Source organism: Nocardia sp. NPDC058519 (assembly GCF_042719755.1).
Classification (GTDB): Bacteria; Actinomycetota; Actinomycetes; order Mycobacteriales; family Mycobacteriaceae; genus Nocardia.
Genome location: NZ_JBHXNK010000008.1, coordinates 168468 through 192892 on the forward strand (window position 1 = coordinate 168468; position 24425 = coordinate 192892).

The 24425-nt window shown below is 66.2% G+C and carries 19 protein-coding genes; 11 read left to right on the forward strand and 8 right to left on the reverse strand.

The annotated features are described in order from the left end of the window. Positions 1 to 12 precede the first annotated feature (12 nt). Complete coding sequence (locus ACFWPK_RS12435) at positions 13 to 4512, reverse strand: RHS repeat-associated core domain-containing protein (RefSeq protein WP_378914800.1); 4500 nt, start codon at positions 4510 to 4512, stop codon at positions 13 to 15. After that, complete coding sequence (locus tag ACFWPK_RS12440; protein WP_378914802.1) at positions 4512 to 4832, reverse strand: type VII secretion target; 321 nt, start codon at positions 4830 to 4832, stop codon at positions 4512 to 4514. The genes ACFWPK_RS12435 and ACFWPK_RS12440 overlap by 1 nt, the downstream gene beginning before the upstream one ends. A 493-nt stretch (positions 4833 to 5325) precedes the next feature. Between ACFWPK_RS12440 and ACFWPK_RS12445 the strand changes: the two genes are divergently transcribed. Genes ACFWPK_RS12445 through ACFWPK_RS12460 form a run of 4 tightly spaced genes read left to right on the forward strand, consistent with a single transcriptional unit; the run spans position 5326 to position 8372 of the window. Next, positions 5326 to 5919, forward strand: a complete 594-nt coding sequence (locus tag ACFWPK_RS12445; protein ID WP_378914804.1) for a DUF3558 domain-containing protein — start codon at positions 5326 to 5328, stop codon at positions 5917 to 5919. A 25-nt stretch (positions 5920 to 5944) separates the two neighbouring features. Next, a complete protein-coding gene (locus ACFWPK_RS12450) occupies positions 5945 to 6337 on the forward strand; it encodes a hypothetical protein (protein ID WP_378914806.1) in 393 nt (130 codons plus the stop codon). Beyond that, the gene (locus ACFWPK_RS12455; RefSeq protein ID WP_378914808.1) at positions 6337 to 7611 is read left to right on the forward strand and encodes a hypothetical protein; all 1275 of its coding nucleotides are present in this window, start codon (positions 6337 to 6339) and stop codon (positions 7609 to 7611) included. The genes ACFWPK_RS12450 and ACFWPK_RS12455 overlap by 1 nt, the downstream gene beginning before the upstream one ends. A gap of 2 nt (positions 7612 to 7613) precedes the next feature. Beyond that, the gene (locus ACFWPK_RS12460; protein WP_378914810.1) at positions 7614 to 8372 is read left to right on the forward strand and encodes an ESX secretion-associated protein EspG; all 759 of its coding nucleotides are present in this window, start codon (positions 7614 to 7616) and stop codon (positions 8370 to 8372) included. Between the two features lie 44 nt (positions 8373 to 8416). Here the strand turns inward: ACFWPK_RS12460 and ACFWPK_RS12465 are convergent, their stop codons facing one another. Genes ACFWPK_RS12465 through ACFWPK_RS12475 form a run of 3 tightly spaced genes read right to left on the reverse strand, consistent with a single transcriptional unit; the run spans position 8417 to position 11156 of the window. Continuing rightward, a complete protein-coding gene (locus tag ACFWPK_RS12465) occupies positions 8417 to 9469 on the reverse strand; it encodes an ABC transporter substrate-binding protein (RefSeq protein WP_378914811.1) in 1053 nt (350 codons plus the stop codon). 3 nt (positions 9470 to 9472) lie between these two features. Further along, complete coding sequence (locus ACFWPK_RS12470) at positions 9473 to 10360, reverse strand: ABC transporter permease (protein WP_378914813.1); 888 nt, start codon at positions 10358 to 10360, stop codon at positions 9473 to 9475. Beyond that, a complete protein-coding gene (locus ACFWPK_RS12475; protein ID WP_378914815.1) occupies positions 10350 to 11156 on the reverse strand; it encodes an ABC transporter ATP-binding protein in 807 nt (268 codons plus the stop codon). Before ACFWPK_RS12475 ends, ACFWPK_RS12470 begins: the two co-directional genes overlap by 11 nt. Positions 11157 to 11321: 165 nt before the next feature. Here ACFWPK_RS12475 and ACFWPK_RS12480 point away from each other — a divergent pair, with 165 nt between their 5' ends. From ACFWPK_RS12480 to ACFWPK_RS12490, 3 genes are all read left to right on the forward strand, one after another. Continuing rightward, positions 11322 to 13058, forward strand: coding sequence for an ATP-binding protein (locus tag ACFWPK_RS12480; protein WP_378914817.1), 1737 nt, complete (start codon positions 11322 to 11324; stop codon positions 13056 to 13058). Next, the gene (locus ACFWPK_RS12485) at positions 13055 to 13732 is read left to right on the forward strand and encodes a response regulator (RefSeq protein WP_378914820.1); all 678 of its coding nucleotides are present in this window, start codon (positions 13055 to 13057) and stop codon (positions 13730 to 13732) included. The genes ACFWPK_RS12480 and ACFWPK_RS12485 overlap by 4 nt, the downstream gene beginning before the upstream one ends. 99 nt (positions 13733 to 13831) lie before the next feature. Further along, a complete protein-coding gene (locus ACFWPK_RS12490) occupies positions 13832 to 14671 on the forward strand; it encodes a class I SAM-dependent methyltransferase (RefSeq protein ID WP_378914822.1) in 840 nt (279 codons plus the stop codon). Between the two features lie 17 nt (positions 14672 to 14688). Here the strand turns inward: ACFWPK_RS12490 and dxs are convergent, their stop codons facing one another. Beyond that, positions 14689 to 16587: a 1-deoxy-D-xylulose-5-phosphate synthase gene (gene dxs / locus ACFWPK_RS12495; RefSeq protein WP_378914824.1), complete on the reverse strand. Its 1899-nt coding sequence runs from the start codon at positions 16585 to 16587 to the stop codon at positions 14689 to 14691. Positions 16588 to 16847: 260 nt separating this feature from the next. Here dxs and glsA point away from each other — a divergent pair, with 260 nt between their 5' ends. Both glsA and ACFWPK_RS12505 read left to right on the forward strand, forming a co-directional pair. Next, positions 16848 to 18710, forward strand: a complete 1863-nt coding sequence (gene glsA, locus ACFWPK_RS12500; protein WP_378914826.1) for a glutaminase A — start codon at positions 16848 to 16850, stop codon at positions 18708 to 18710. Positions 18711 to 18838: 128 nt separating this feature from the next. Continuing rightward, complete coding sequence (locus ACFWPK_RS12505) at positions 18839 to 19510, forward strand: SIMPL domain-containing protein (RefSeq protein ID WP_378914828.1); 672 nt, start codon at positions 18839 to 18841, stop codon at positions 19508 to 19510. Positions 19511 to 19519: 9 nt separating this feature from the next. Here ACFWPK_RS12505 and ACFWPK_RS12510 read toward each other — a convergent pair whose 3' ends face one another. Together ACFWPK_RS12510 and ACFWPK_RS12515 are read right to left on the reverse strand one after the other, a co-directional pair. After that, positions 19520 to 20878: a class I SAM-dependent RNA methyltransferase gene (locus tag ACFWPK_RS12510; RefSeq protein ID WP_378914830.1), complete on the reverse strand. Its 1359-nt coding sequence runs from the start codon at positions 20876 to 20878 to the stop codon at positions 19520 to 19522. A gap of 36 nt (positions 20879 to 20914) precedes the next feature. Further along, entirely contained in the window at positions 20915 to 22912 is a 1998-nt protein-coding gene (locus tag ACFWPK_RS12515; protein WP_378914832.1) for an APC family permease, read from the reverse strand. 171 nt (positions 22913 to 23083) lie between these two features. Here ACFWPK_RS12515 and ACFWPK_RS12520 point away from each other — a divergent pair, with 171 nt between their 5' ends. Both ACFWPK_RS12520 and ACFWPK_RS12525 read left to right on the forward strand, forming a co-directional pair. Beyond that, on the forward strand, positions 23084 to 23749 hold the full coding sequence (locus ACFWPK_RS12520) for a potassium channel family protein (protein WP_378914834.1): 666 nt from the start codon (positions 23084 to 23086) through the stop codon (positions 23747 to 23749). Between the two features lie 4 nt (positions 23750 to 23753). Then, entirely contained in the window at positions 23754 to 24425 is a 672-nt protein-coding gene (locus tag ACFWPK_RS12525; RefSeq protein WP_378914836.1) for a potassium channel family protein, read from the forward strand.

A 24425-nucleotide genomic window follows, 5' to 3' on the forward strand; every position in this document is an offset into this window, starting at 1 on the left:
GCCATAAACTCCTTACAGTACATGATCGATTGATCGAATTCCGGCGTGGAATGCGTCACTTTGTGAGCCAGGCTGCACTGTGTACACGCCATTCCTGAAAATGAACGGGTCGATGCGATCCGAGAAATCGACCGAATCTAGTGCTTGACGGTCGACGGTCACTCTGATAACAGCAACCTTCGATGAGTCATGACGCGCGTATTCGAGCGCCTCCTCTAGTGTCAGCGCGAACTGACGACCCTCAAGACTGTTATGTGAGGGCGTAAAGGATTGAGTGGACATGATTGATTCATATTCACGAACCCCTACAGCCCGGAAGAGATCGATAGTGCACGGCGTCAAGCCGAGGGGATCGACCCAAGTGGTCGGGTTGTGAGGGTAGGCGTGCGGGTTATTTGCGGGTGCGAGTCCGAGGGGGTCGGGGCTAGTGTAGCGGCCTGTTTCGGGGTCGTAGTAGCGGTGGTGGTTGTAGTGGAGGCCTGTTTCGGGGTCGTGGTGTTGGCCCTGGAATCGGTGGGGTGTTTCGGGGCCTGTCCAGGTCGTGTGGCCCCAGAGGGACGCGGTGGCGGTTGAGACTATTTCGCCGGTGGTGGGGTCGGCGAGGTGGGTGGGGGCGCCTTGGAGGTTGGTGACGATTGCCCAGAATTGGTCGTCGACCGATTGAGTGTCGTCGACCGATTGAGTGAGGGGAACGTGGGTGGTCGGGTGGTTGGTCCAAGTATGGGTTCGGGTGCCCGTGGGGGTGGTGGTGGATTGTTCGGTGAGGTGGACCCCGTCCCAGGCGAAATCAGTGCGAGTGTTGTCGGCGTGGTTTTGTTTGCTGGTTCGGCGGCCGAAGGGGTCGTAGGTGTAGGTCCAGGTGTTGTTGTCCGGGGTGGTGACTTCGGTTAGTTGGTCGAAGGCGTTGTAGCGGTAGTGCCAGATGGCGGGTTTGCGAGAGATCCGGGTCTTTTCTTTGCGGATGAGGCGGCCAGCAGTGTCGTAGTGGTAGCGGGTACGACCGGCCCGGATGAGGAGGTTGTTCCGGTACTCGAACTGCGGATCAGTAGTGGGTTCGGACGGGTTACATTCGGGCGCAACAGGACCCGACGGTGTCGGTAATGGCGGAATCTCGGCTGCGGTGAGGTTCGAAAGTGCGTCGTAGCTGTATAGCTCGGTGACGCCGACGCTGGGTGAGGTGATGTCGGTGATGCGGCCGATCGCTTCGAGGGTGTAGTCGCGCCGGCGACTGACGGTGGGCGTCGTTGTGGTGTGGCTGGTGATGTAACCGTCTGGACGCCAAGAGAATTCGTCGCGTTCGAGGAGTTGGGTGGGGGTGCTGGTGAGGGGGTCGAGCTGGACGAGTTCACGGGTGACGGTGCGGCCGGCTGAGCTGTAGGTGTTGTGTTGTCCGATACCTGTGCTGTGCCAACTATTTTGGCGGCCGAGCTGGTCGTGGGTGAAGTCGAATCGGTGCCCGTTCGTGGTCAGAGCCGAAACCCGCCCCGTGGGGGTGCGTTCGTAGCTGGTCGACACGCCGCTCGGCGTCGTGTAGCCGGTGCGGCGGCCGTGCTCGTCGTAGTCATAGGTGACGGGGCGGCCGTCGACGTGCTGGGTCAGGACTCGCCCGGCCGGGGAGTGAGCGAAAGTCACCGCGTGGATGGTGTTGGCGTGCAAACCGATTCGGGCCGTCGCGAGTTGCCCAGTCGGGGTGTAGGAGTTGCTGATCCACTCACCGGTATCCGTGCTTACGCCGGTGAATCGGCCCAGGACGTCGAAGGTCAGGCGACGTTGGACGCCGATGGGTGTGATTATGGTGGTGGGTCGGTTGAGTAGATCGAAGTCAGTGCGTGTGACCGAGCCGTTGTAGTCAGTTTCGGCACAGACATTGCCGGATAGGTCGTGTTCGTAGGTCCACGTGTCACCGAGAGGGTTGGTGACCGAATTGAGTCGACGTTCGGTGTCATGAGTGTAGGAAGTAATTGCGCCATCAGCGGTTTCGCGGGTGGCGACCAGATCGAAAGTGCCATAGGTATAGCGGGTGCTCGCGCCGATCTGGTTGGTATGGGTGAGCAGGTTCGCTTCACCGTCATAGGTCCAGGTTTGGGTGGTGCCGTCGGTATCGGTGCGCGACAGCAGCTTTCCCTCGACCGAGAAATGGCTAGTACTGGTATTGCCGAGAGGATCGGTGATCCTGACCGGCCGCCCGAACAGGTCGCGCTCGACGATGGTGATCACGTTGGCGGGTTCAGTGATCTGGATCGGTAGCCCGGCCGCATCGACATCGATGATGGTGGTGGCACCGGTCGAGAGCGAGATCGACGCCGGCGCACCGCACGGGTGGTGGGTATAGGCGGTTGTGACACCATCGGCGTCAGTGATGCTGGCGAGGTTGCCGTGGCCGTCGTAGGTGCGAGTGATGGCCGTGCCATCGACATCGGTGATCGTGGCTGGACGACGCGGCGCGGCGTAGCTGACCGTGATGGTTGCCTGGTCAGGGCGTCGGAGCAAGACCAGGTCACCATCAGCGTTGTAGAGATAGACGGTGGTGTTGGTGTAGGCGTCGACGTGGCGGACCGGTTGTCGGTACTCGTTGTAGTCGGTGATCGAGGTCGCGCCGCGGGGGTCGATCAGGTTGCGCAGGCAGAGGTCTTCGTCGAACTCGAAGATGGTGGTGGCGCCGAGGGAGTTCGTGTGGTGGGTGCGCGATCGCCCGAATTCGGGACGCGGTTCATACGCGAAAGTCGCCGACAGGATGCCGTCGGTGCCGACTTGTTTTATGACCCGTCCGGATCGGTCGTAGGTGTTGTGCATTTCTGTGCCGCGGGAGTCGCGCCATGACAGCATGCGGTGTTGTTCGTCGTAGCGGAAGGTTGTGGTCGCGGCGACGCCGTTGGTGACCGAGGCGAGATCACCTGCTGTGTAGCTGAATTCGCGAACAGTGGTTTCGAGCGGTTCGCCAGTGGGGGTGGTGCCGAGCACTGTCAGGGCGGTGACACGGTTGTCGGTGGTGTCGATCCGGACGCGGTATCCGCCGGAGTGGGTGACTTCGGTTGGGTGGCCGGTGTCGCTGTAGTGGAAGGTGATTCGGTTGTGGTGGCGGTCGGTGATCTCGGTGATCGGATAGTTGCCGAGGGGGGTTTCCGACCCGGCCGACATTGCGGTGGGCCGGAAGCTCCAGGTGAGCTCGCGGTCTGGGTCGTGGACTGAGTATCCGCCCGTTTCGGTGCGGGTCATGGTTGCGCGGATGCCCTGGTGGACCGGACGAACGGGGAGGTCCGGGGCGGCGTGGGGGAATTGCCACAGCTCACCGTCGGGTCCGACGAACCGGACGCCGACCTGGTCGACTTCGACCCGCATATCCAGGGTCGCTGCCCAGGAAGGCCCGAACCATCGACCGAACCGGTACGAAGAACGATGGCGGCGGGTCAGCACCAACGCCAACACCCCAGGCAGCTCGATATCGGTTGCGGGGAGCAGGAACTCGCCGGTCGCGACGTCGACCGGGTCACCGCAGTCGGTGGTTTGCTTCGCGGTCTTGTTGAGGTCGGGTTTCTCGGAACCGGATTGGTCTGGAAGCTTGCCGGTATCGCTCGGAGTGCTCGCCGGTTTCGTGCTACCCGGGGTGTCCGGATTGTCGGTTGTCTTGGCCGGTGTGTCAGGCGTGCTCGACGGATTCGTTGGCGTGTCAGGCTGCTTGGTGGTCGAGGGTGTTGTCGAGGTGTCGGTGTTCTTCGTGGCCGCAGGGCTGGTTGTCGTGTTGTCGGCGTTCTTCGACTTCGACGGGGTCTTCTTGAACGCCTTCGCGATATCGCCGAATGCCGACTTCAACTGCTTGAGCAGCGGCTTCAAATTCGCCATCGTCTTGGCCAATTTCGAGAACAACTTCGAAATCGTCGCCACAGTCTTGGCGATGTAGGCGGTGGCTTGGATCGCGACGAGCGGCGTCGCCAAACCCACCGAGAACACCAGTTCCGCAGCCCAGACCGCGAGACGGCCGACCGTTTGGGCTACCAGGTCGCGGACGGTTTCGCGGACCGCGGCGACGATGCCGCCTGCCATGCGGATCGCGGAGGCTGCCGCGGTCGAGGCGGTGTTGGCCGCGGTGAGCAGGTTCGTGGTGTTGGAAGCGGCGGATTTGTAGGCGGTGGCGGTTTGGCCGGTCCAATCCGTCACATCGGTGGTCACGGCCTTGTTTTGGGCGGTGGCTACTTCGCTGATGCGGGTGGCGACGTTGTCCCAGGTTTTGGCGTAGGCCTCGATCTGGGCGGGGTCGCCCGCGATCCAGTCCAGGGCATCTTGGAGGGGTTGGCAGTGTTCGATCAGCCAGCCGACGCCGTAACCGGCCAGGGTGCCGAGGGGGTCGACGACCAGGGAGACCGCTTCGGCGGCGAGGCCGACGACACCGAGGCCTACCTCGATCCAGGAACCGCCCGAGATCGCGTCGGACAGGTCGGTGACCGAGCTGACCAGGCTGATGCCGGTGGACCAGTCGGTGGTGTCTTCCTTCGCGGCGATGAGGGGATTGGTCATCAGACGTCGAGGTTCTTCAGCGCGGCGGCGTTGGTGTTATCGCGAGTGGTGAACGCGTCGGCGACGGCGGTCAGGTTCGAGCTGGTGTTGCAGAATGCGTCGATCGCGGCCTGGATGGCGTCGATGCCGTCGGTTTCGACCGAGTCGACGAACAAGGGGCCGAGGAAGGCACAGAGTTTCCCGAACGCGTCCGACGGCGCCGAGACCGCTTGGGCTGCTTCGAGTGCTTCGGTCAACCCGGAACCGGCCGAGGTGACGTTGGTGGCGTGGGATTTGATCTTGTCCGGGGAGATACTCAGTTCCCCGCCAGCGCTGGTCATGTGGTGCCCCGCCCCTCGTACGTGATGCCACCCCTGGTCGACCGGCACTCCCTGCCGTGACCTGCGGTGTTCGATCCTGATCGAGCAGGTCGGACCCGACGGCTACGACCTGCGGCACGCAGTGCCAATCGTCGAGCGTAGCGGATCGGGATGGGTTTGATGCCGGTGGTGAAATCGATGGAACCGGAAGGGGCTTCGGTGCGTCTAAGGGGGTGAAGGAGTGCCATCTCGGTGCCCCATTGTGCGGGATATGTAGGGCGGTGAGGATTGGTGCTCGACTTGCATGACTCGCGGCCGTCGGCTTACGGCCGTGGGTTGTTGTGGAGGGTTGGCAGAACTCTGGCGCGGCGGAACTCTGTGTGGTTGTGGAGGTTCCATGGGTCGGGGGCGGTGGGATGAATTGGGCGGGGCGGTGTCGTAGGCTGTGCGGAACGACGGGGTGGCCGGGTGCGGGGAGTACTCGGGGCCGCCGTGGGGTTGGTGCGGGCTCGTCATGATGGTGTGGCTCGGTGAGCTGGGAAGACGGAGGATGCTCGTGCGGCGACGGTTCGTGGTGGCGACCACTGTGTTGTGTGGAGCGCTTGCTATGGCGGGATGTTCCACCACCGAGAACGGGAATGCCCAGCCCAGCGCGACTACCGATCAGGCGGTGGCTACCGCTGCGCTGTGGGACCCGTGCACGCAGATCCCGGATTCGACATTGACGAACCTGGGTTTGGATGTGGCGTCGAAGCGGTCCGGAATCCTCGGGGCAGAAGAGCCGGGGTGGAAGATCTGCGGGTGGGAAGATTCCGAGTTCCCCCCGAACTACGGTGTCGGCGCGTACTCGACGATCCACACAATCGATGAGGTCCGGGCGAAGCCTACCAATATCGCGTTTTCGGATGTCGTAGTCGCAGGTCGCAGCGGCGTGCAATACCGGCAGACTCATAACGACGCGAATGAGGAATGCTCCCTCGCCTTCCCGACTGCGAGCGGGTTTGCGCAAATCGACCTGCTCAATATCAGTACGAAGTCGAAGTCGATGCCGCCCTGCGAGCGGCTGAAGCCGATCGCGGAAGCGATCGTTCCTCTGTTTCCCAAGTGAATCGTCGAAAAGATTAGGGGGTGCGGTGGCTCCAACTGATGAGAAGTCCCGCTGGCAATACTTGAACGAGGAGGCGAAGGCCGGTCGCCTCTACCTGGACCCGTCGGTTGCCACAAGCTGCCGCGATGCAAGCAACAACCAGATTGCGCTCTTCATCCAACTGAAGAACGACCTACAACGACTATCGGTTGTGACCGGCCTTGGAAGATTCACCGCCGCCGACGAGCTCGCCAAGATGTTGGGCATGAAAGCTATTGGCGGAGAACGAGATTTCAACACCGCGTTCGAGGAACATATAGCAGTCCTCGAGCTCATCCGCGACACCATCGAGATCTCGGTGAAGAAGTACGAAGACCAGCAAGTAGCTCAAGCTCAAGCGCTTAATTCACAGGGCGCCAACATCCCCGGTGGTCAATAGTGTCATTCTTGGACAACCTCGGCAGGGCCGTCGTCACCTCCATCCCAGGAGGTAGTACCTACCTCTCGTTGAAGGATTACGCCGAAGGCAGCAAGCCGACCCGCTCGACGGACGAGAGCCCGGACGCGCACATCGCACGGAATCGGCTGGCGGAGTTGAAGACCGAATTCGACGGCACCTATCAGAAGCCGCAGGTTGTCTCCTACGACGAGCCGAGCCAGATGTCGGACCTGTACGAGCGGGTCTCCGCGATGTCGATGAGTGACGTCAATACGCTGCACACCCGGTGGGAAACCCTGCGCAACAAGCTCGAAGAGGGGTTCAAGACCTACGACGCCCAGATCGGGACAGCGATCGCCGAGAAGTGGACCGGCAACGCGGGCGCCAGCGCCGGTGCGGGAATCAAAGAATACGTCGAGAAGTCGGGCAACCTCCTCGGGTCGGCGCAGATGATGGCCGAGAAGGTGAAGGTCGTCGAGTCCGCCATGCAGATCGCCAAGGACCGGGTCAAGCCGCACGAAGGATCCACGATCAGCGGGATCGCGAGCTACATCCCCGGACCCACCTGGAAGATGGACAGCCACAACGCCGACACCGCGAAATCCGAAGGCGCGGAAGTGGTCAAGGGCATCTACTACGAGGCGATCAAGATCGCGGACACCGACGTCCCCTTGGTGCCACAGCCCTACAACCCCCTCGACACCGGATCGAAGCCTGGTGTCGACCCGGGCAGCAAGGACGACACCACCGGCACGAAGCCGACCACGCAGCAGCCCACCACCGAACAACCCACCACCGAACAGCCGACGACGGAGGATCCGTCCGACGACGACACCGGTGACGACACCACACCCTCGAGCACGGAGCCGGCCGCGACGACACCGCAGTCCACCGTGCCGACCACTCCGACCTCACCGGCAGGCACCACGCCCGCCTCGACGACACCCATGGGGACCGGCGGCTCTCCGGGCGGGGGTTCGCCCGGTGCGGGCACACCCGGTTCCGGCGTTCCCGGAGCGGCCGTTCCGGGTACGCCGGGAGGCGCGACCGCTGGGAAAGCGGGCGCGGGCGCAGGCGGCACGGGTTCCGGCGGTGCGGGCCGCGGGATGTCCGGCATGGGCGGTATGGGTGCCGGTGGCGGTCGCGGCAAGGGCGACGACGAGAAGGAAGCCGGGACGAAGGACTATCTGATCACGCAGGAGAACGGTGAAGAACTCACCGGGCTCAGCGACGATCAGCGAGCCAGAACCGTGCCCCCTGTGATCGGAGAGTGAACGTGACTCAGTGGCAGTTCAGCGCGCTCGGGTTCACCGTGCTGTGGCGGGCGGCGGATCGGGATGTGCTGCCGTATCCGCTGCAGACGCATTCGGACGCGGTGACCGTGGACGACTACGACCGGCTGTGGCAAGACGAGGCGCAGCGGGTGCTGCCGATGTTCGACCAGACCCTGGAAGCGGCAGTGCGGATTCTGCTCGAGCCGGAAGCGCGGTTCGAACTGGCCGGATACGGCGACGGGGAGAAGTTGCGGTCGTTCGCGGCGGTGCGGGGACACCAAGCGGTACTGCTGGAACAGCAGCGCGTGCCCTTGGATCGCGAGGGTGGTGACATCCGGATGAGCCTGCTCGAGATCGAGCAGCTGCCCGACAAGCTCCTTGCCCGGCTGCCGGCGACGGGGGCGGCAGCCGGGGAAGGGTTCACGATGAACAGCAACGACATCGACGAGGAAACGCCCTACGATCCGTGGGCGGCCGATCGGCGTACTCCGCAGCAGAAGGCGGACGATTTCTTCGGACGGACACGGTCGACGCTGGTGTATGTGGCGGGCTATCCGGGGGCCGCGATCGACAACCGGCCGCAACCCGGTCAGGGCTTCCACGTGATGGATTTCCCGGACGGTCGCTACCTGATCACCGAACGTGGCTCGGTGATCGAGGCGCGCCCGGGTGATACCGGCGACGCGCGAGGGTCGTTGGTGCGGTTGATGAAATCGGCGCTCGCGATCTATCGCGAGGACAACGAGCCCGCGTACCGATAGGCACGCATCGACCCTGCCGCGGGTTGCGGCAGGGTCGATGGTGGTTACTGTGCGGGGGTTCGGTGGGCTTGTTCGACGAACTGGTTGGTGTAGGTGGCTTCGAGGTCGATGCGGTCTCGGACGGGGGCCACGTTGCGGGAGTACTGGCCGAGAATGCGCAGGACGTTCTGGGCGCCTTCGGGTTTCATCAGCCCGTCGCCGTTGAACATGCCGATCGAGTCGCGGATGGATTTCGCGTAGAGGTCGGGGTCGCTGCCCGCGTATTGGGACGGCATCTTCGCGGCGATCTCGTCGGGGTTGTGGGTGTCGATCCACCGCAGGGTCTGGACGAAGGCGTTGGCCAGTTTCTGCACGATCTCCGGGTGGGCGGAGACGGTGTCGCACTTCATGTACAGCGACGACGCGGGGTAGAGGCCACCCAGTGCGGCGCGGGTGCCTTCCTCGTTGCGCATGTCGGTCAGGATCTTCGCGTCACCGGACTGCACCATTTTCGCGACAGTGGGATCGGTGGTCATGCCCGCGTCGATGCCGTCGTGGTTCATGCCTGCGATAAAGGTCTGTCCCGCACCGACTTTCACCCTGGTGTAGTCCGAGGTGCTCAGGCCCTCTTGACCGGCCAGCGCCTGGGTGAGGAAGTCGGTCGACGAGCCGAGGGAGGTGACACCGAGATTGCGGCCACGGAAGTCGGCGGGTGAGCGGATGGTGTCGGCGTCGGCCGTGGAGACCAGCTCCACTTCGCCTGGTACGTCGGCGAATTGGACGACGGTCCGCAGGCACTGATCCTTGGCCTGCAGGTCGATGGTGTGGTCGTAGAAACCGACCACGGCCTGGACGTCGCCGGTGAGCAGCGCGGTTTCGGCACTGGCACCGGACTGTTCGCCGAGTAGTTTCACATCGATGTCGTTGGCCTCGAAGGCGCCGAGCTGCTGGGCCAGCATCGCGGGCAGGTAGATCACCTTCTCCAGGCCGCCGACCATGATGGTGATCTGGGGCCTGCCGTCGGACATCGGGATCGACCGCGAATCGCGGCATCCGGTGGCCAACAGCAGCGAACTGATCGCGAGCAGGGTGATGGCGAAGGGCTTGCGGTATCTCATCGTCTACACCCCATGACCCGACTGCGCCTGCGAGGGACGCCATTTCAGCAAGCGGCCTTCCGCGAAGCCGATCAGCGATTCCGCGATCAGCGCGACCACCGTGATGATGATCATGCCCGCGTAGATGCCCGCCGCGTCGAAAGTGCCCTGGGCATTGGAGATCAACAGGCCCAAACCCTTACTGGCGCCGGCGTATTCACCGACGACCGCGCCGATGAGGGCGAAGCCGAAGGCGGTGTGCAGGCTGGACAGAATCCAGGTGGTGGCGCTGGGCAGCACGATCGAGCCGAGGATCTGGCGCTTGCTGGCACCGAGGATGCGGGCATTGTTGATGACATTGCCGTCGACTTCCCTGGCGCCGGTGAAGGCGTTGAAGAACACGGCGAAGAACACCAGTACCACTACGGTGGCGACCTTGGAACTAAGGCCAAGGCCGAACCAGATGATGAACAGCGAGGCCAGCACGATGCGAGGAACGGCGTTGAGCGCCTTGATGAACGGGGCGAGCACATCGGCCCAGTAGCGGCTGCGGCCGAGCAGGGTGCCGAGCACGACACCGGCGACGGTGCCGATCACGAAACCGAGCACTGCTTCCTGCACGGTGGTGAAGATCTGCAGCCAGATCGAACCGAATTGTGTGCCCTCGGTGAACCATTCGACCAGGCGGTCGAAGATCAGGGACGGCTTGGAGTAGAAGAAGGGGTCGATCCACAGGCTCGCGACGAGTTCCCAGGAACCGAGCCACAGCACGATCAGCGCGGCGCGCAGGCCCCACACACGCAGTTTGGACTTGCGGTTCCTTGCCTTGACCCGGGCCAGGATCTGCTCCTCGGATTCGGCCTCGACTTCCGGCGCGGTGGCCGCGATCTCGGTCATCGTCTCAAGCGACACGGGTCGCTCCCTTCGCGCGTGCTGCCTCGACCTGATCGCGCAGCGTTTCCCAGATTTCCCGGTAGAGGTCGCGGAATTCCTCGGTGAGGCGCACCTCTTCGACATTGCGCGGACGTTCGAGGGTGACGCGGAAGTCACCACAGACGGTCGCGGGGCCGGCGGTCATCACCACCACCCGGTCGGCCAGGGCGATGGCCTCCTCGAGGTCGTGGGTCACGAAGATCACCGCGGCGTCGGTGCCTGCCCACACACGCAGCAGTTCGTCCTGCATGAGCTGACGGGTCTGCACGTCGAGCGCGCTGAACGGCTCGTCCATGAGCATGATCTCGGGCTCGTTCACCAGGGTCTGCGCCAGTGCGACGCGCTTGCGCATGCCGCCGGAGAGCTGATGCGGGTAATAGTCCTCGAACCCGGCCAGCCCGACGATGCGTACCCACTCGGCGGCCTTCGCCTTCGCCTCGGCCTTCGGCACACCACGAAAGCGCGGGCCGAGCGCGACATTGTCGAGCACGCTGCGCCACGGCAGCACGGCATCCTGCTGGAACATGAAACCGATGCCGTCGGGGATGCCGTCGACATCCTTGCCGTGCACCATGGTGCGCCCCGCCGAGGTGGGCTCGAGGCCCGATACCAGCGAGAGGGTAGTGGACTTACCACAGCCGGTCGGGCCGACCACCGCGACGAATTCGCCTGGCGCAACGGTGAAGTCGATGTTCTTCACCGCGGTGTGGATGCCACCGTCGGTTCCGGGAAAACGCTTCGTCGCGCCCCGGAGTTCGATGAGTGGATTGCTCATTGCTGCTCCTGTGTCCGGCGCCGCTGGGTGTGATGTGCGGCCGCTATCGAAAGATAAGTGGTGTGGGTCACAGGGCGCGCGCTTGTGCGCACAACCAGCGCAAGCGGCGATATCGGCGTTGTGCGCATTGTGCTCACCGCCACCGTAGGTGCCTAGACTGAGCCGGTGAGGCTGTTCCCCCGTGTCGTCCGGCTACGGACACAGATCGTGTTGCTGCAGGTAGCGCTGGTTGCGTTGATCCTGGGGCTGGCATTCGGGGTGTTCGCGTATCTGAGTGATCAGCGGCTGTCAGCCGAGTACGGGCAGCGGGCGTTGGCGATCGCACGCACTGTCGCCAGTGATCCGCTGGTGCGCGACGAGGTCGCCCGGTACGCGGCGTTGGAGCCGGGGCCGTTGCCGCACGCGGAGCTCGCGAGCGGGGAACTGGAGCAGACCGCCGAGGCGGCGCGGTTGCGGACCGAGGCACTGTTCGTGGTGATCACCGATGACGCGGGGTTGCGACTGGCCCACCCCGATCCGGCGCGGCTGGGTCAGAAGGTGAGTACGGATCCGTCGGAGGCGCTGGCAGGGCGCGAGGTGGTGATCCGCGAGCACGGCACGCTCGGCGACTCGGTGCGGGCGAAAGTGCCGGTGCGCGAGCCGGGTTCGGATCGGGTGGTGGGTGAGGTGAGTGTCGGGATCTCCACCGAGGCGGTGAGCGATCAGCTGGTGAGCGATCTGCGCCGGGCCGCGGTGCTGGTGTTGGGCGCGTTGTTCGCCGGGATCGCGGGGTCGATGTTGCTGGCGCGGCGGTGGCACGGGCTGACTTTGGGGTTGCAGCCCGCTGAGCTGGCCGAATTGGTGCGGGAACAAGATGTGGTGCTGCACGGGATCGGGGTGGGGGTGGTCGCGGTCGATGCCAGGTGGCACACGACGGTGATCAATGACGAGGCGCGGACTTTGCTCGGAATCGACGGGGAGAGTGGACGTTCGGTGGATTCGATCGGCCTCACGCCTCGCGTGCTCGAGGCTTTTCGCGCCGCCGATGGGCAGCCGGCGCAGGCGGCGGTCGGTGATCGGATCGTCGTGGTCACCGCCCGGATGGTCAACCGTGACGGGCGCGCACTGGGGGCGGTGCTGGATGTGCGCGATCGGACCGATGTGGAGTCGCTGACTCGGCAGTTGGACGCGGTGCGGTCGATGAGTACGGTGCTGCGGGCGCAGCGGCACGAGTTCGCGAATCGGTTGCATCTGCTCAGCGGATTGCTGCACGGTGATCGGCCCAGCGAGGCCGCGAGCTATATCGACGAGTTGCTCGGATCAGGGCCCCTCGGTGCCGCGATGCCCGGGATCGATGCGGTGCGCGATCCGTATCTGCAGGCGTTTCTCGCGGCCAAGGCGGCTCACGCCCGCGAGAACGGGGTGCTGTTGCGGCTGGGGCCGAGTACCTGGGTCGACGCGAATCTTGTTGCGCCGGTAGATGTGACGACAGTGCTGGGAAATCTGCTCGACAATGCTATCGATGCGGTGCGCGTTGCCGACCCAGGGTCGGGAGCTGGCGTGGACGGCGCGTTCGATACGCGAACCGGCGACGATTCCGCGGCGAGCAAGCCCGGCGCGCAGGCACTCGTGGAGGTCGAGTTGGTGCGGGAGGGATCGACACTGCATATCACAGTGGCCGACAGTGGCCCGGGAATCGGACCGGAGTTGGTGGATTCACTGTTCGCCGACGGGGTTTCGACGAAGCACGGTGGTGGGGTGCCCGGCGGTCGCGGGGTGGGGTTGGCGTTGTCGCGGCAGGTCGCTCGGGCGCTCGGTGGGGATGTGTGGTTGGCCTCGGCCGGTTCTGCCGGAGGGGAACTGAGCGGGGCGGAGTTCATCGCGCGCCTACCCGGCGTGCTCAGCGAGGGAGAAGTGTCGTGAACCGGCCCGATTTCACCGTGCTCGTGGTCGATGACGACTTCCGGGTGGCGAACATGCATGCCGGAATCGTCGGCGCGCTACCCGGATTCGCTGTGGGCGCGGTCGTCAACACGGTCGCCGCCGCGCGTCAGGCACTCGGCACGACCGCCATCGATCTCGCCTTGGTCGACGTCTACTTGCCGGATGGTTCTGGTATCGATCTGGTGCGCGAATTGCACTGCGACGCGATGATGCTCACCGCTGCCACCGAATCGAGCACCGTCCGTGCGGCCTCGACGGCGGGAGCGCTGGCGTATCTGGTGAAACCGTTCGACCACACCGTGCTCGCCGCCCGCCTGGCAGGCTACGCCCGCTACCGCAGAATCCTCTCCGTCCCCGAGGTCAGCGCACGCGAAGTCGATGCGGCACTCGAAGCACTGCGCCCCGCCCCGGCCACCCCGGACCGGGCATCCGCCACCGCCTCCCCCACCCGTGAATTGGTACTCCGCGCGGTGCACCAGGCCCCCACTCCGATGTCGGCGGGCGAGGTGGCCACCGCCACCGGCATCTCGCGAGCCACCGCTCAGCGCTACCTCGCCGCGCTCGTCACCACCGGCGACCTGCGCATGCAACTGCGCTACGGCACCACCGGCCGCCCCGAACAGGAATACTCCCCCGCCCGCCGCATTCCGTGAGCGTTCCGAGAGATCCGGCGGCACAAAATCAATCGACCCGACGCGCGCTCGACGCTAGCGTTGATCCTCGCCGTCACCCCGCCGTCGAAAGGTCACACCGTGCTCGAAGCCGAAGCGATCGCCGCCAACCGGGCGAATTGGGACGACCGGGCCGACGTGCACGCGCGTTCGCAGATGTATGACGTCGATGCCTTTCTGGCCGATCCGGACGACATTTCCTCGGTGGTGCGCAACGATCTCGCGGTGCTGGCGCCACACCTCCCCGAATCCGGGATCCAGGGACGGTCGCTGCTGCATCTGCAGTGTCACATCGGCACCGACACCGTGTCCTGGGCGCGGTTGGGCGCGGTGGAGGTACACGGACTGGATCTGTCGCCGAACTCGCTGCGGCACGCGGCGCGGATCGCCGAGGCCGACGGTCGCGACATCACCTGGGTCGAAGGGGACGCGCGGTTCGCCTCGGCGGTGCTCCACCGACGTTTCGAGACCATCGTGACCAGTGCCGGAACTATCGTCTGGCTACCGGAGCTCACCGCGTGGGCGCGGTCGATCCATGATCTGCTCGAACCGGGTGGGGTGTTCGTGATCCGCGACGACCATCCGATTCTGGGCGCGATGCAGTTCGAACCGTGGGAGATCGACGACGACTACCTCGGCGGCGGCGGCGCTCGGAGCTACTCGGACTCGGGTACCTACACCGAGGACTCCGACGGGCAGATCACCCACACCACCAATCACGAGTGGCGCCACGACCTGGGGGAGATCGTCGGAGCGCTGCTCGCGGCCGGGCTCGTCATCGAGGCGTTGACGGAGCTGCCCTTCATGGATTGGCCCGCGTTTTCCGATCTCGTGCCCTGCGAACAAGGGTGGACGCTGCGGGACGGCGCGCCGCGCATCCCGCTGAATTTCGCCGTCGTCGCCCGGCGGCCAGGCCGCTGAGCGCTACCCGGTCCTGATCAGCGCGATTGCAGCCAGCCGCCGATCCGCTGGGCGATGGCATCGGGGGTGAGGCCGAGTTCTTCGAGTATCTCGTTGCGGGAGGCGTGGTCCAGGAACTGCTGGGGCACACCGAGATCGCGGGTGGGGACGTCGAGACCCGCGTCGCGCAGGCGGGCGGAGACGGTGGAGCCGATGCCGCCGTGCAGGCCGCCGTCTTCGACGGTGACGACGAGGCGGTAGTTCTCGGCGAGCTTGACCAGGGTGTCGGAGACCGGGATGACCCAGCGCGGGTCGACGACGGTGACCGAGATCCCTTGGGGGTCGAGCAGTTCGGCGACCTTCATGGCGGTCTCGGCGAAGGGGCCGACGGCGACGATCAGGACGTCACCGTGCTGGGACTGCGCGGAACCCGCACTGGGCACGGCCAGCCGCAGCACATCCAGCCCGTCGAGACGTTCCACGGCCGTGATGTCCTCGGCGACACTGCCTTTCGGAAAACGCAGCACGGTGGGACCGTCGGAGACGGCGAGCGCCTCCGCCAGCTCCTCACGCAGGGTGGCGCCGTCGCGGGGGGCGGCGACGCGGATGCCGGGGATGATGCCGAGCAGCGAGAAGTCCCACATGCCGTTGTGGCTGGCACCGTCGGGGCCGGTGACGCCCGCGCGGTCCAGCACGACCGTGACGGGCTGCTTCAGCAGCGCCACGTCCATCAGCAGCTGGTCGAACGCGCGGTTGAGGAAGGTGGCGTAGATGGCGATCACCGGGTGCATGCCGCCCAGCGCCAGACCGGCGGCCGAGGCCATGCCGTGCTGTTCGGCGATGCCGACGTCGAACATGCGCTCGGGGAAGCGTTCGCCGAAGGCGGCCAGGCCGGTGGGGCCCGGCATCGCGGCGGTGATGGCGACGATGTCCTCACGACGCGAGCCGTGTTCGATGAGCTCCTCGGAGAACACCGCGGTCCAGCCCTTGGCCTTCTTGCCGGCCAGGGGGCGGCCGGTGAGTGGGTCGATCGGGTCGCAGGCGTGCATCTGGTCGGCGACGTGGTTCTCGGCGTGCTCGTAACCGTTGCCCTTGCGGGTGACCACGTGCACGACGACCGGACCACCGAAGTCCTTGGCGCGCCGCATCGCCGCCTCGAGCGCGACGAGATCGTGGCCGTCGACCGGGCCCACGTACTTCATGCCGAGGTCGGAGAACAGTTCCTGCGGGCTCACCGCGTCCTTGATCCCGGCTTTGAGCGCGTGGACCATCGAATACGCCGAATCCCCTACGGCGGGAATGCTTTTCAGAATGCGTTTCCCGGCGTCGAGCGCGTGCTCGTAGGCGGGCTGGGTGCGCAGCGCGGTCAAGCGGTCGGCGAGTCCACCGATCGTGGGGGCATAGGAGCGGCCGTTGTCGTTGACCACCACCACCACCGGGCGATCGGGCGCGCCCGCGATGTTGTTGAGCGCCTCCCAGCACATGCCGCCGGTGAGCGCGCCGTCTCCGACGATCGCGACCGGGGTGCGGTCCTGGTCGGTGAGCGCGAACGCCTTGGCCAGACCGTCGGCGTAGGACAGCGCGGCCGACGCATGTGAGGACTCGACCCAGTCGTGTTCGCTCTCGGCGCGACTCGGATAGCCCGACAGGCCGTCGCGGCTGCGCAGCGAGTCGAAGCGGTCCTTGCGGCCGGTGAGGATCTTGTGCACGTACGCCTGGTGACCGGTGTCGAAGATCAACGGGTCGGCCGGCGAATCGAAAATCCGGTGCAGGGCGATGGTCAGTTCGACCACCCCGAGATTGGGGCCGAGATGGCCTCCGGTGGCGGCGACCTTCTGCACCAGGAACTCGCGGATCTCGCCCGCCAGTTCCCGCAGTTGCGGCACGCTCAGCCGGCGCAGATCTTCGGGTGAATCCACCCGCGACAGCACTCCCACCTGAACTCGCTCCCTCCGGACTACATTGTGATCCGCCCAGTGTATTTGCCCGCGTGACGGGCACCGGCTCGCGGGCCCTTCCCAGCGTGGGCACGACGAGGTCTACGGTCGCGACGACGATACCGCCGCATGCCGCTGAACAGGACGCGCGAGCGGAAATCGGGTTCGACAAAGGCTTACCTCACCGCGTTCTCGGCTGTGAGGACTATCTCCCGCGCGTCCCCGCCCGGGCCACCGCCGACGCGACCTACAGTGACGCTGTGACCCGACCGCACGGCGCGACGCGCACGATCGACCCGGGTGTGGTGGCGGGCATCCTCGACGAGGTGTACGCGGTCTGCCGCGACGACACCTCCGGCGCACCCGCCGACTACATCCCCGAGCTCGCCGCGGTCGCACCGGATTCGTTCGGGTTGTGTCTGGCCACCGCCGACGGGCTCGTCTACGAGGTCGGCGACACCGACATCGACTTCACCATCCAGTCCATCTCCAAGCCGTTCACCTATGCGCTCGCCCTGGCCGATCGCGGGCTCGACGGGGTGGCCGAGCACATCGATGTGGAGCCATCGGGCGAGCCGTTCAACGAGATCAGCCTCGAACCGGACAGCCAGCGCCCGAGTAATCCGATGATCAACTCCGGGGCGATCACCGCGGCCTCGCTGATCAACGGCCGCGACGCCGCCGACAAGTTCGAGCGGGTCCGGCGCTGCTACTCCCGGTTCGCCGGGCGCGAGTTGACGATGAACGAGGCGGTCTACGAATCCGAGGCCCGCACCGGGTACCGCAATCGGGCGATCGGGTACATGTTGCGCTCGGTCGGCATCATCGACGTCGATCCCGACGACGCGGTCGACCGGTACTTCCGGCAGTGCTCGATCGAGATCACCTGCGCTGATCTGGCCGTGATGGCGGCGACACTCGCCGACAACGGGGTCAATCCGAGGACTCGCGAACGGGCGCTGTCGACCGCGCTCACCGAACGGGTGCTCAGTGTGATGACCACGTGCGGCATGTACAACGCCGCCGGTGACTGGGTGACCACGGTCGGGCTGCCCGCCAAGAGCGGGGTCGGCGGCGGGATCATCGCGGTGCTGCCCGGCCAGCTGGGGATCTCGGTGTATTCGCCGAGGCTGGACGGGCAGGGCAACAGTGTGCGCGGGGTCGCCGCGTGCCGGGAGCTGTCGCGGCGGCTCGAGTTGCACTTCTGTCACGTGACCCGGTCGGCGCGCACGGCGATCCGCGCCGACTACTCGGTGGCGCAGCTGCCGTCGCGGTTGCGCCGGACACCCGAGGACGCCGCGGTGCTGGCCGAGCAGGGTGATCGGGCGCGGGTCTACGAACTGCACGGCGACCTGTTGTTCGCCGGGGCCGAGCGTGCGGTGCGGGCGATCGAGGGCAGGGCCGACGAGCTGGACGCGTTGGTGATCGACCTGCGTCGCGTCGGCGAGGTGAGCCAGGTGGCCCGCCACATGCTCGATGAATTGCAGGCCGGGCTCGTGCGGCGCGGCAGCCGGGTGGCGTTGGTCGATCCCGATGCCAAGCTCGGGCACGAGGTGTCGAGTCTGGATCCCGACGACCCGCTCGGGCGGGTGTTCATCGACCGGGACACGGCGACCGAATGGTGCGAGGACGTCGTGCTCGACCGGCATCGGCCGCCGGGCACAGGCGTGGGCAGGTCGATACGCCTCGACGAACATCCGCTGCTGATCGGGCTGGACACGGCCGATCGGGACCGGTTGTGCGCCGATTTCGAGATGCGCACGTTCGCCCGGGGTGAGGTGATCGCCGAGCGCGCGGCGCAACGGTCGGGGCTGTATCTGATCCTCGACGGGCGGGTGCGGGTCACGTTTCCCGGCACGGACGGGCGGGTGCATCGGCTGGTGACGTTGTCGGCCGGGATGTCGTTCGGCGAGATTCCGATGCTGATCAGGGAACCGTTCGTCAACGAGATCGTCGCCGAAACGCACGTGCGGGTGGCGGTGATGAGCCCGGCCGTGTTCGACGAGCTCGCCGAGCAGCACCCGCAACTGAAACTCGCCCTGCTGCAACGACTTGCGGCCGGGGCGTATGCGCAGATGGACGCCGCTGTACGAACCGTATCGGCGAACGCCGAGAACTACTGACCATCTCCGAACGCCGCTGTACGAACCGTGTCGGCGAATGCCGAGAACTACTGACCCGGGCGACGGAACTCGGTCCGGACGCGAGACGTTGAGCAGCACAGCAGCCTTCGACCGACAGGAGTACCGCGGTGAGCAAGAAGCCCTGGCAGGCGAGCACGACCACGTTCGGGCGCGGGGTGGTGCGCGCGGTGCCCGATCTGATCCGGTTGACGTTGTCGGTGGAATCGCGCGCCGACACCGTCGCCGCCGCGTATGGGCGGGCCGGTGACCGGGTGAGCGCGGTCGTCGCGGCACTGCGGACAGCCGGGGTGAGTGACGCGGACATGGCGACCAGTGGCTTGAGCGTGCGCACCGAGACCGTCTACACCGACAACGGGCGCAACGAGATCGTCGGATACCTGGCGTCCACCGGGCTCAGTGTGTCGCTGCGCGAAGACACCGGCACCGACCCCGCCGAAACGGTCGCCGCCGCGGTGAACGCAGGCGGTGACGATGTCCGCCTCGGCGGACTCACCCGGGGCATCGCCGATCCGGCACCGCTGCTCGAGCAGGCCAGGGACGCCGCCTTCGACGACGCGAAAGCCAAGGCCGAGCAGTACGCGGCCCGGGCCGGGGTGAGCCTGGGCGCAGTCCTGCAGATCACCGAGGACACCGCACCCCCCACACCCCGCGCCTACGACATCAGCGCCGAAATGGACTCGTCACCGATGCTGATGGCACGCGCCAGCTCCCCCGTTCCCGTAGTGCCCGGCGAGACCGAGGTCGGCGCGAGCGTCCGCGTCACCTGGGCACTCGACTGACTCGGGCCGTCAGCGGTCGAGCAGTGCCACACACTCGACATGGTGCGTGGCCGGGAAGGCGTCGAAGGCCCGCAACTCCGCAAGGTGGTAGCCCGCATCCAGGTACAACCCGAGATCGCGAGCGAAAGCCGCCGGGTCACAACCGATATGGACGATACGGCGGGGGTCGGCGTCGGTGACAGCGGCGACGACCTCCTTGCCCGCACCCGCCCGCGGCGGATCGAGAACCACGACATCGGGCCTACCGGAAGCACTTCGAGCCCACCGCTCGACCCGGTCACTGCGCAATTCCAGCCAGGGCAGATCCCCCAACACCGCCGCACCGTCGACCACCGCCGACCGGGCGGATTCGACGCCGGTCACCGCGCCGGTCTGCCCTGTCTGCTCGGCCAGACGCGCGGCGAAGACGCCGACACCGCTGTAGAGATCCCAGCCGGAACCACCGGGAGCGAGCCCCGACCAATCGGCGATCAGATCCGAATAGCATTGCGCCGCACCGCGATGCGCCTGCCAGAACCCGGTCGCCGACAGTTCCCAGCGACGCCCCGCCACATACTCCACGACCCGGCCGGAACCTTCGACCACGCACTCCTCACGAGGCGCGTTCATCGCCGACTTCCGCGAAGCCGCCCGGTCCCGGATCGCACCACGCTCATCACCCGCGGGCGGCGCCGACTCACGACGGCGCCCCGGACGCTGACCACGACCGCGACTCGCACCGCGCGGAGTCTCGGGGCGACCGGACGGGCCGCCGGCAGGAGTCTCGGCCAGTTCCACGATGTGACGCTCACCGTCGCCGTCGATCGCGACGACCAGATCGGCTCCCGGTGTCCACAGCCGATCCGCGACACCGTCGAGCGCGCCGGCGACAGGCTGTGGACAGCGCAGATCCGCGATCACCTCGGTGCTGCGGTGGCGGTGCACACCCGCACGCCCCGCACCGTCGACGACCAAACGCACCCGCGTGCGCCAGCCACCGGTGACCTCACCGGAATCACCCGCGATCGGTTCGACCGTCACCTCCCGCTCGATCTTGGCCAAGCGGCGCAACTGCTCTTCCACCACCGTGGCCTTGAGCGCACGCTGCGCCGCGGGCGTCGCGAAGGAGAAATCACAGCACCCCGCACCGCCCGGCCCCGACACGGGACAGGTCGCGGGCACCCGGTCCGGGGACGCCTCGATGATCTCGACGGCATCGGCGCGGCAGAACGAACCGCCGCGGTCCTCGGTCACCCGGGCCCGCACCAGCTCACCGGGTAGCCCGTGCCGCACGAACACGACCCGGCCCTCGTGGCGCGCGACGATGAAACCACCGTGCCCCGGCGCCCCGAGACGCACCTCGAATTCTTGTCCGCTCCAATCACTCACGGCAACACCCACTCTCACCCTCGACCGGCGCGCCGCTCATTCGCGACCTCCTGGTCGTTCGAAACCTCGGCGCACCGATCCCGGTGCGTTCACATCTGCTGTCTGCTTGGCGCGGGCGGAGGAACTGAGCTGCCACGGCACGCTCGTCACCATCACACCGGGCTCGAACAGCAACCGGCCCTTCAACCGCAACGCGGACTGATTGTGCAGTACCTGCTCCCACCAGTGGCCGACCACATATTCGGGGATGAACACGGTGACCACGTCGCGCGGTGCGTTCTTGCGCACACGCTTGACGTAGTCGAGCACCGGCTTGGTGACCTCGCGGTACGGCGATTCGATCACCTTCAGCGGGACGTTGATCTCGCTGTTCTCCCATTCGCGCACCAGTTTGCGGGTGTCGGCGTCGTCGACGTTCACCGTCACTGCCTCCAGGGTGTCCGGCCGCGTGGCACGCGCGTAGGCCAGCGCCCGGCGGGTCGGCAGGTGCAGTTTGGAGACCAGCACGAGGGAGTGGGTGCGGCTGGGCAGCACACCGTCCCAGTCGGATTCGTCGAGTTCGCGCGAGACCGAGTCGTAGTGCTTACGGATCAGCTTCATCACGACGAAGATCGCCACCATCACCAGGATCGCGATATAGGCGCCCGCGAAGAACTTGGTGAGCAGCACGATCACCAGCACGGTGCCGGTCGCGGTGAGACCGATCCCGTTGATCACCCGTGACCGCTTCATCCGCGAGCGCACCGCCGGATCGGTCTCGGTGCGCAGCAGGCGCGTCCAGTGCCGCAGCATGCCCGTCTGGCTCAGCACGAACGAGACGAAGACGCCGACGATGTAGAGCTGGATGAGCCTGGTCACGTCGGCGCTGAAGAACACCACGAAGGCGATGGCCGCACCCGACAGGAAGAGGATGCCGTTGGAGAACGCCAGCCGGTCGCCGCGCGTGTGCAGCTGGCGGGGCAGATAGCGGTCCTGCGCGAGGATCGAACCGAGCACCGGGAAACCGTTGAACGCCGTATTGGCCGCCAGCACGAGGATCAGCGCGGTGACGATGGTGATGAAGAAGAAGCCGATCGGGAAGCCCTGGAACACGGTCTCGGCGATCTGGGCGATCAAGGTCTTCTGGTGGTAGTCATCAGGCGCGCCGACCAGATGCCCGGGGTCGTGAGCGTAGACGACACCGATCTTCTGGGCCAGGATGATGATGCCCATCAGCAACATCACCGAGATCGAGCCGAGCAACAGCAGCGTGGTCGCGGCATTGCGGGACTTGGGTTTCCGGAAGGCGGGCACACCGTTGCTGATGGCCTCCACACCGGTCAGCGCGGCGCAGCCGGAGGAGAAGGCGCGGGCGATCAGGAAGGCGAAAGCGATGCCGTAGAGGTGTTCGTTCTCGGCCTCGAGACCGAACCCGGCAGACGCGGCCTGGACGTCGTCTCCGAGGACGTAGACCCGGAACAGGCCCCACGCGAGCATCCCGAGCATGCCGAAGATGAAGGCGTACACCGGAACCGCGAACGCCGACCCCGACTCGCGCACCCCGCGCAGGTTCATCGCGGTGAGGATCACGATCGCCACCACGGCGAACAACACCTTGTGGGTGGCGACGAAGGGAATGGCGGACCCGATGTTGGACGCGGCCGACGAGACCGACACCGCCACCGTGAGCACATAGTCCACGAGCAGCGCGCTGCCGACCGTCAAGCCCGCGTTGGGGCCGATGTTCTTGGTCGCGACCTCGTAATCACCGCCGCCGGAAGGGTAGGCGTGCACGTTCTGCCGATAACTGGCGACCACTACCGCCATCACGAAGACCACCGCGAGACCGACCCACGGCGCGTACACATAGGCCGAGATGCCCGCCGCCGACAGCACCAGGAAGATTTCCTCCGGGGCATAGGCGACCGACGACATCGCATCGGAGGCGAACACCGGAAGAGCGATACGCTTGGGCAACAGCGTGTGGCCGAGCGTATCGCTACGGAACGGCCTGCCGAGCAGCACACGCTTGGCTGCCGTCGTCAACTTGGACACCGGGCTGAGCATAGAGGAGTTCACCAGCACCTTCGCGCGCACGTTCATCGGCGTCACGGCGATGTCTGGATTGTTTGTACCGCGTCGGCGCGGGGAAAATGGGCGATGGGAGCATCCGGCGGGTACGGTCCTTGCCGGACGCCACGGGTAGGCCAGGAACGAGGGTGCACGGTGTACGTAGTGATCATGGGGTGCGGGCGCGTCGGCTCGTCACTGGCGCGTGCGCTGACCCGGGTGGGTCACGAGGTCACGGTCATCGACCGCGATCCCACCGCGTTCCGCCGCCTCGGTGAGGGCTTCACCGGCGAGCAGGTGATCGGCGTCGGTTTCGACCGCGAGGTGTTGACCCGCGCGGGAATCGAGCGCGCCGACGCGTTCGCCGCGGTGAGCTCCGGTGACAACTCCAACATCATCTCGGCCAGGGTGGCCAGGGAGATGTTCGGTGTCGAACGTGTCGTAGCTCGCATCTACGACGCCAAACGCGCCGAGGTGTACGAGCGACTCGGCATCCCGACCATCGCGACCGTGCCGTGGACCACCGACCGGTTCCTGCGCACCCTCATCGGCGACAACTCGACCACCACCTGGCGCGACCCCACCGGCGCGGTCGCGGTGACCCAGCTGACCCTGCACGAGGACTGGTCCGGCCGCACGGTGCGCGATCTGGAACGCGAACTGCAGGTGCGGGTGGCGTTCATCCTGCGCTTCGGCCAGGGCCTGCTTCCCGAATCCAAGACGATCGTCCAGGCCGACGACGTCGTCTACGTCGCGGCCACGTCCGGCACTGTCGGCGAGGCGATCGCACTGGCCGCCAAGCCCCCCGTGAGCGAGGACTGAACACATGAAGGTCGCCATCGCCGGAGCGGGCGCGGTCGGGCGCTCGATCGCCAGGGAACTGCTACGCGGGGGGCATCGGGTGATGCTGCTCGAACGCCAGCTCGACCACATCGACCAGGACGCCATCCCCGACGCCGTCTGGGTCCACGCCGACGCCTGCGAGCTGTCGCTGCTGGAGAACGCCGATCTCGAGACCTACGAGGTGGTGATCGCGGCCACCGGTGACGACAAGGCGAATCTGGTGCACGCCCTGCTCGCCAAGACCGAGTTCGGGGTGCGCCGGGTGGTGGCGCGGGTCAACGATCCACGCAACGAATGGCTGTTCAACGAGTCGTGGGGCGTCGATGTGGCGGTCTCGACGCCACGGCTGCTCGCCTCGCTCGTCGAGGAGGCCGTGTCGGTGGGTGATCTGGTGCGGCTGATGACGCTGCGTCAGGGACAGGCCAACCTGGTCGAGATCACCCTGCCCACCGATACCCAGCTGGCGGGCAAGCCGGTGCGCACGCTGTCGATGCCGCGCGACACCGCGCTGGTGACGATCCTGCGCGGTGGCCGGGTGATCGTGCCGCAACCCGACGATCCGTTCGAGGGCGACGACGAACTGCTGTTCGTCACCTCGGTGGAAGCCGAAGAGGATCTGCGGCTGACCCTGGCGACGCACGGCGTGCGGCCGTAA

Coding starts and splice junctions, on each gene's coding strand:
- ACFWPK_RS12435 (WP_378914800.1), bottom strand. CDS start 4,512: ATGACCAATCCCCTCATCGCCGCGAAGGAAGACACCACCGACTGGTCC.
- ACFWPK_RS12440 (WP_378914802.1), bottom strand. CDS start 4,832: ATGACCAGCGCTGGCGGGGAACTGAGTATCTCCCCGGACAAGATCAAA.
- ACFWPK_RS12445 (WP_378914804.1), top strand. CDS start 5,326: ATGATGGTGTGGCTCGGTGAGCTGGGAAGACGGAGGATGCTCGTGCGG.
- ACFWPK_RS12465 (WP_378914811.1), bottom strand. CDS start 9,469: ATGAGATACCGCAAGCCCTTCGCCATCACCCTGCTCGCGATCAGTTCG.
- ACFWPK_RS12475 (WP_378914815.1), bottom strand. CDS start 11,156: ATGAGCAATCCACTCATCGAACTCCGGGGCGCGACGAAGCGTTTTCCC.
- ACFWPK_RS12525 (WP_378914836.1), top strand. CDS start 23,754: ATGAAGGTCGCCATCGCCGGAGCGGGCGCGGTCGGGCGCTCGATCGCC.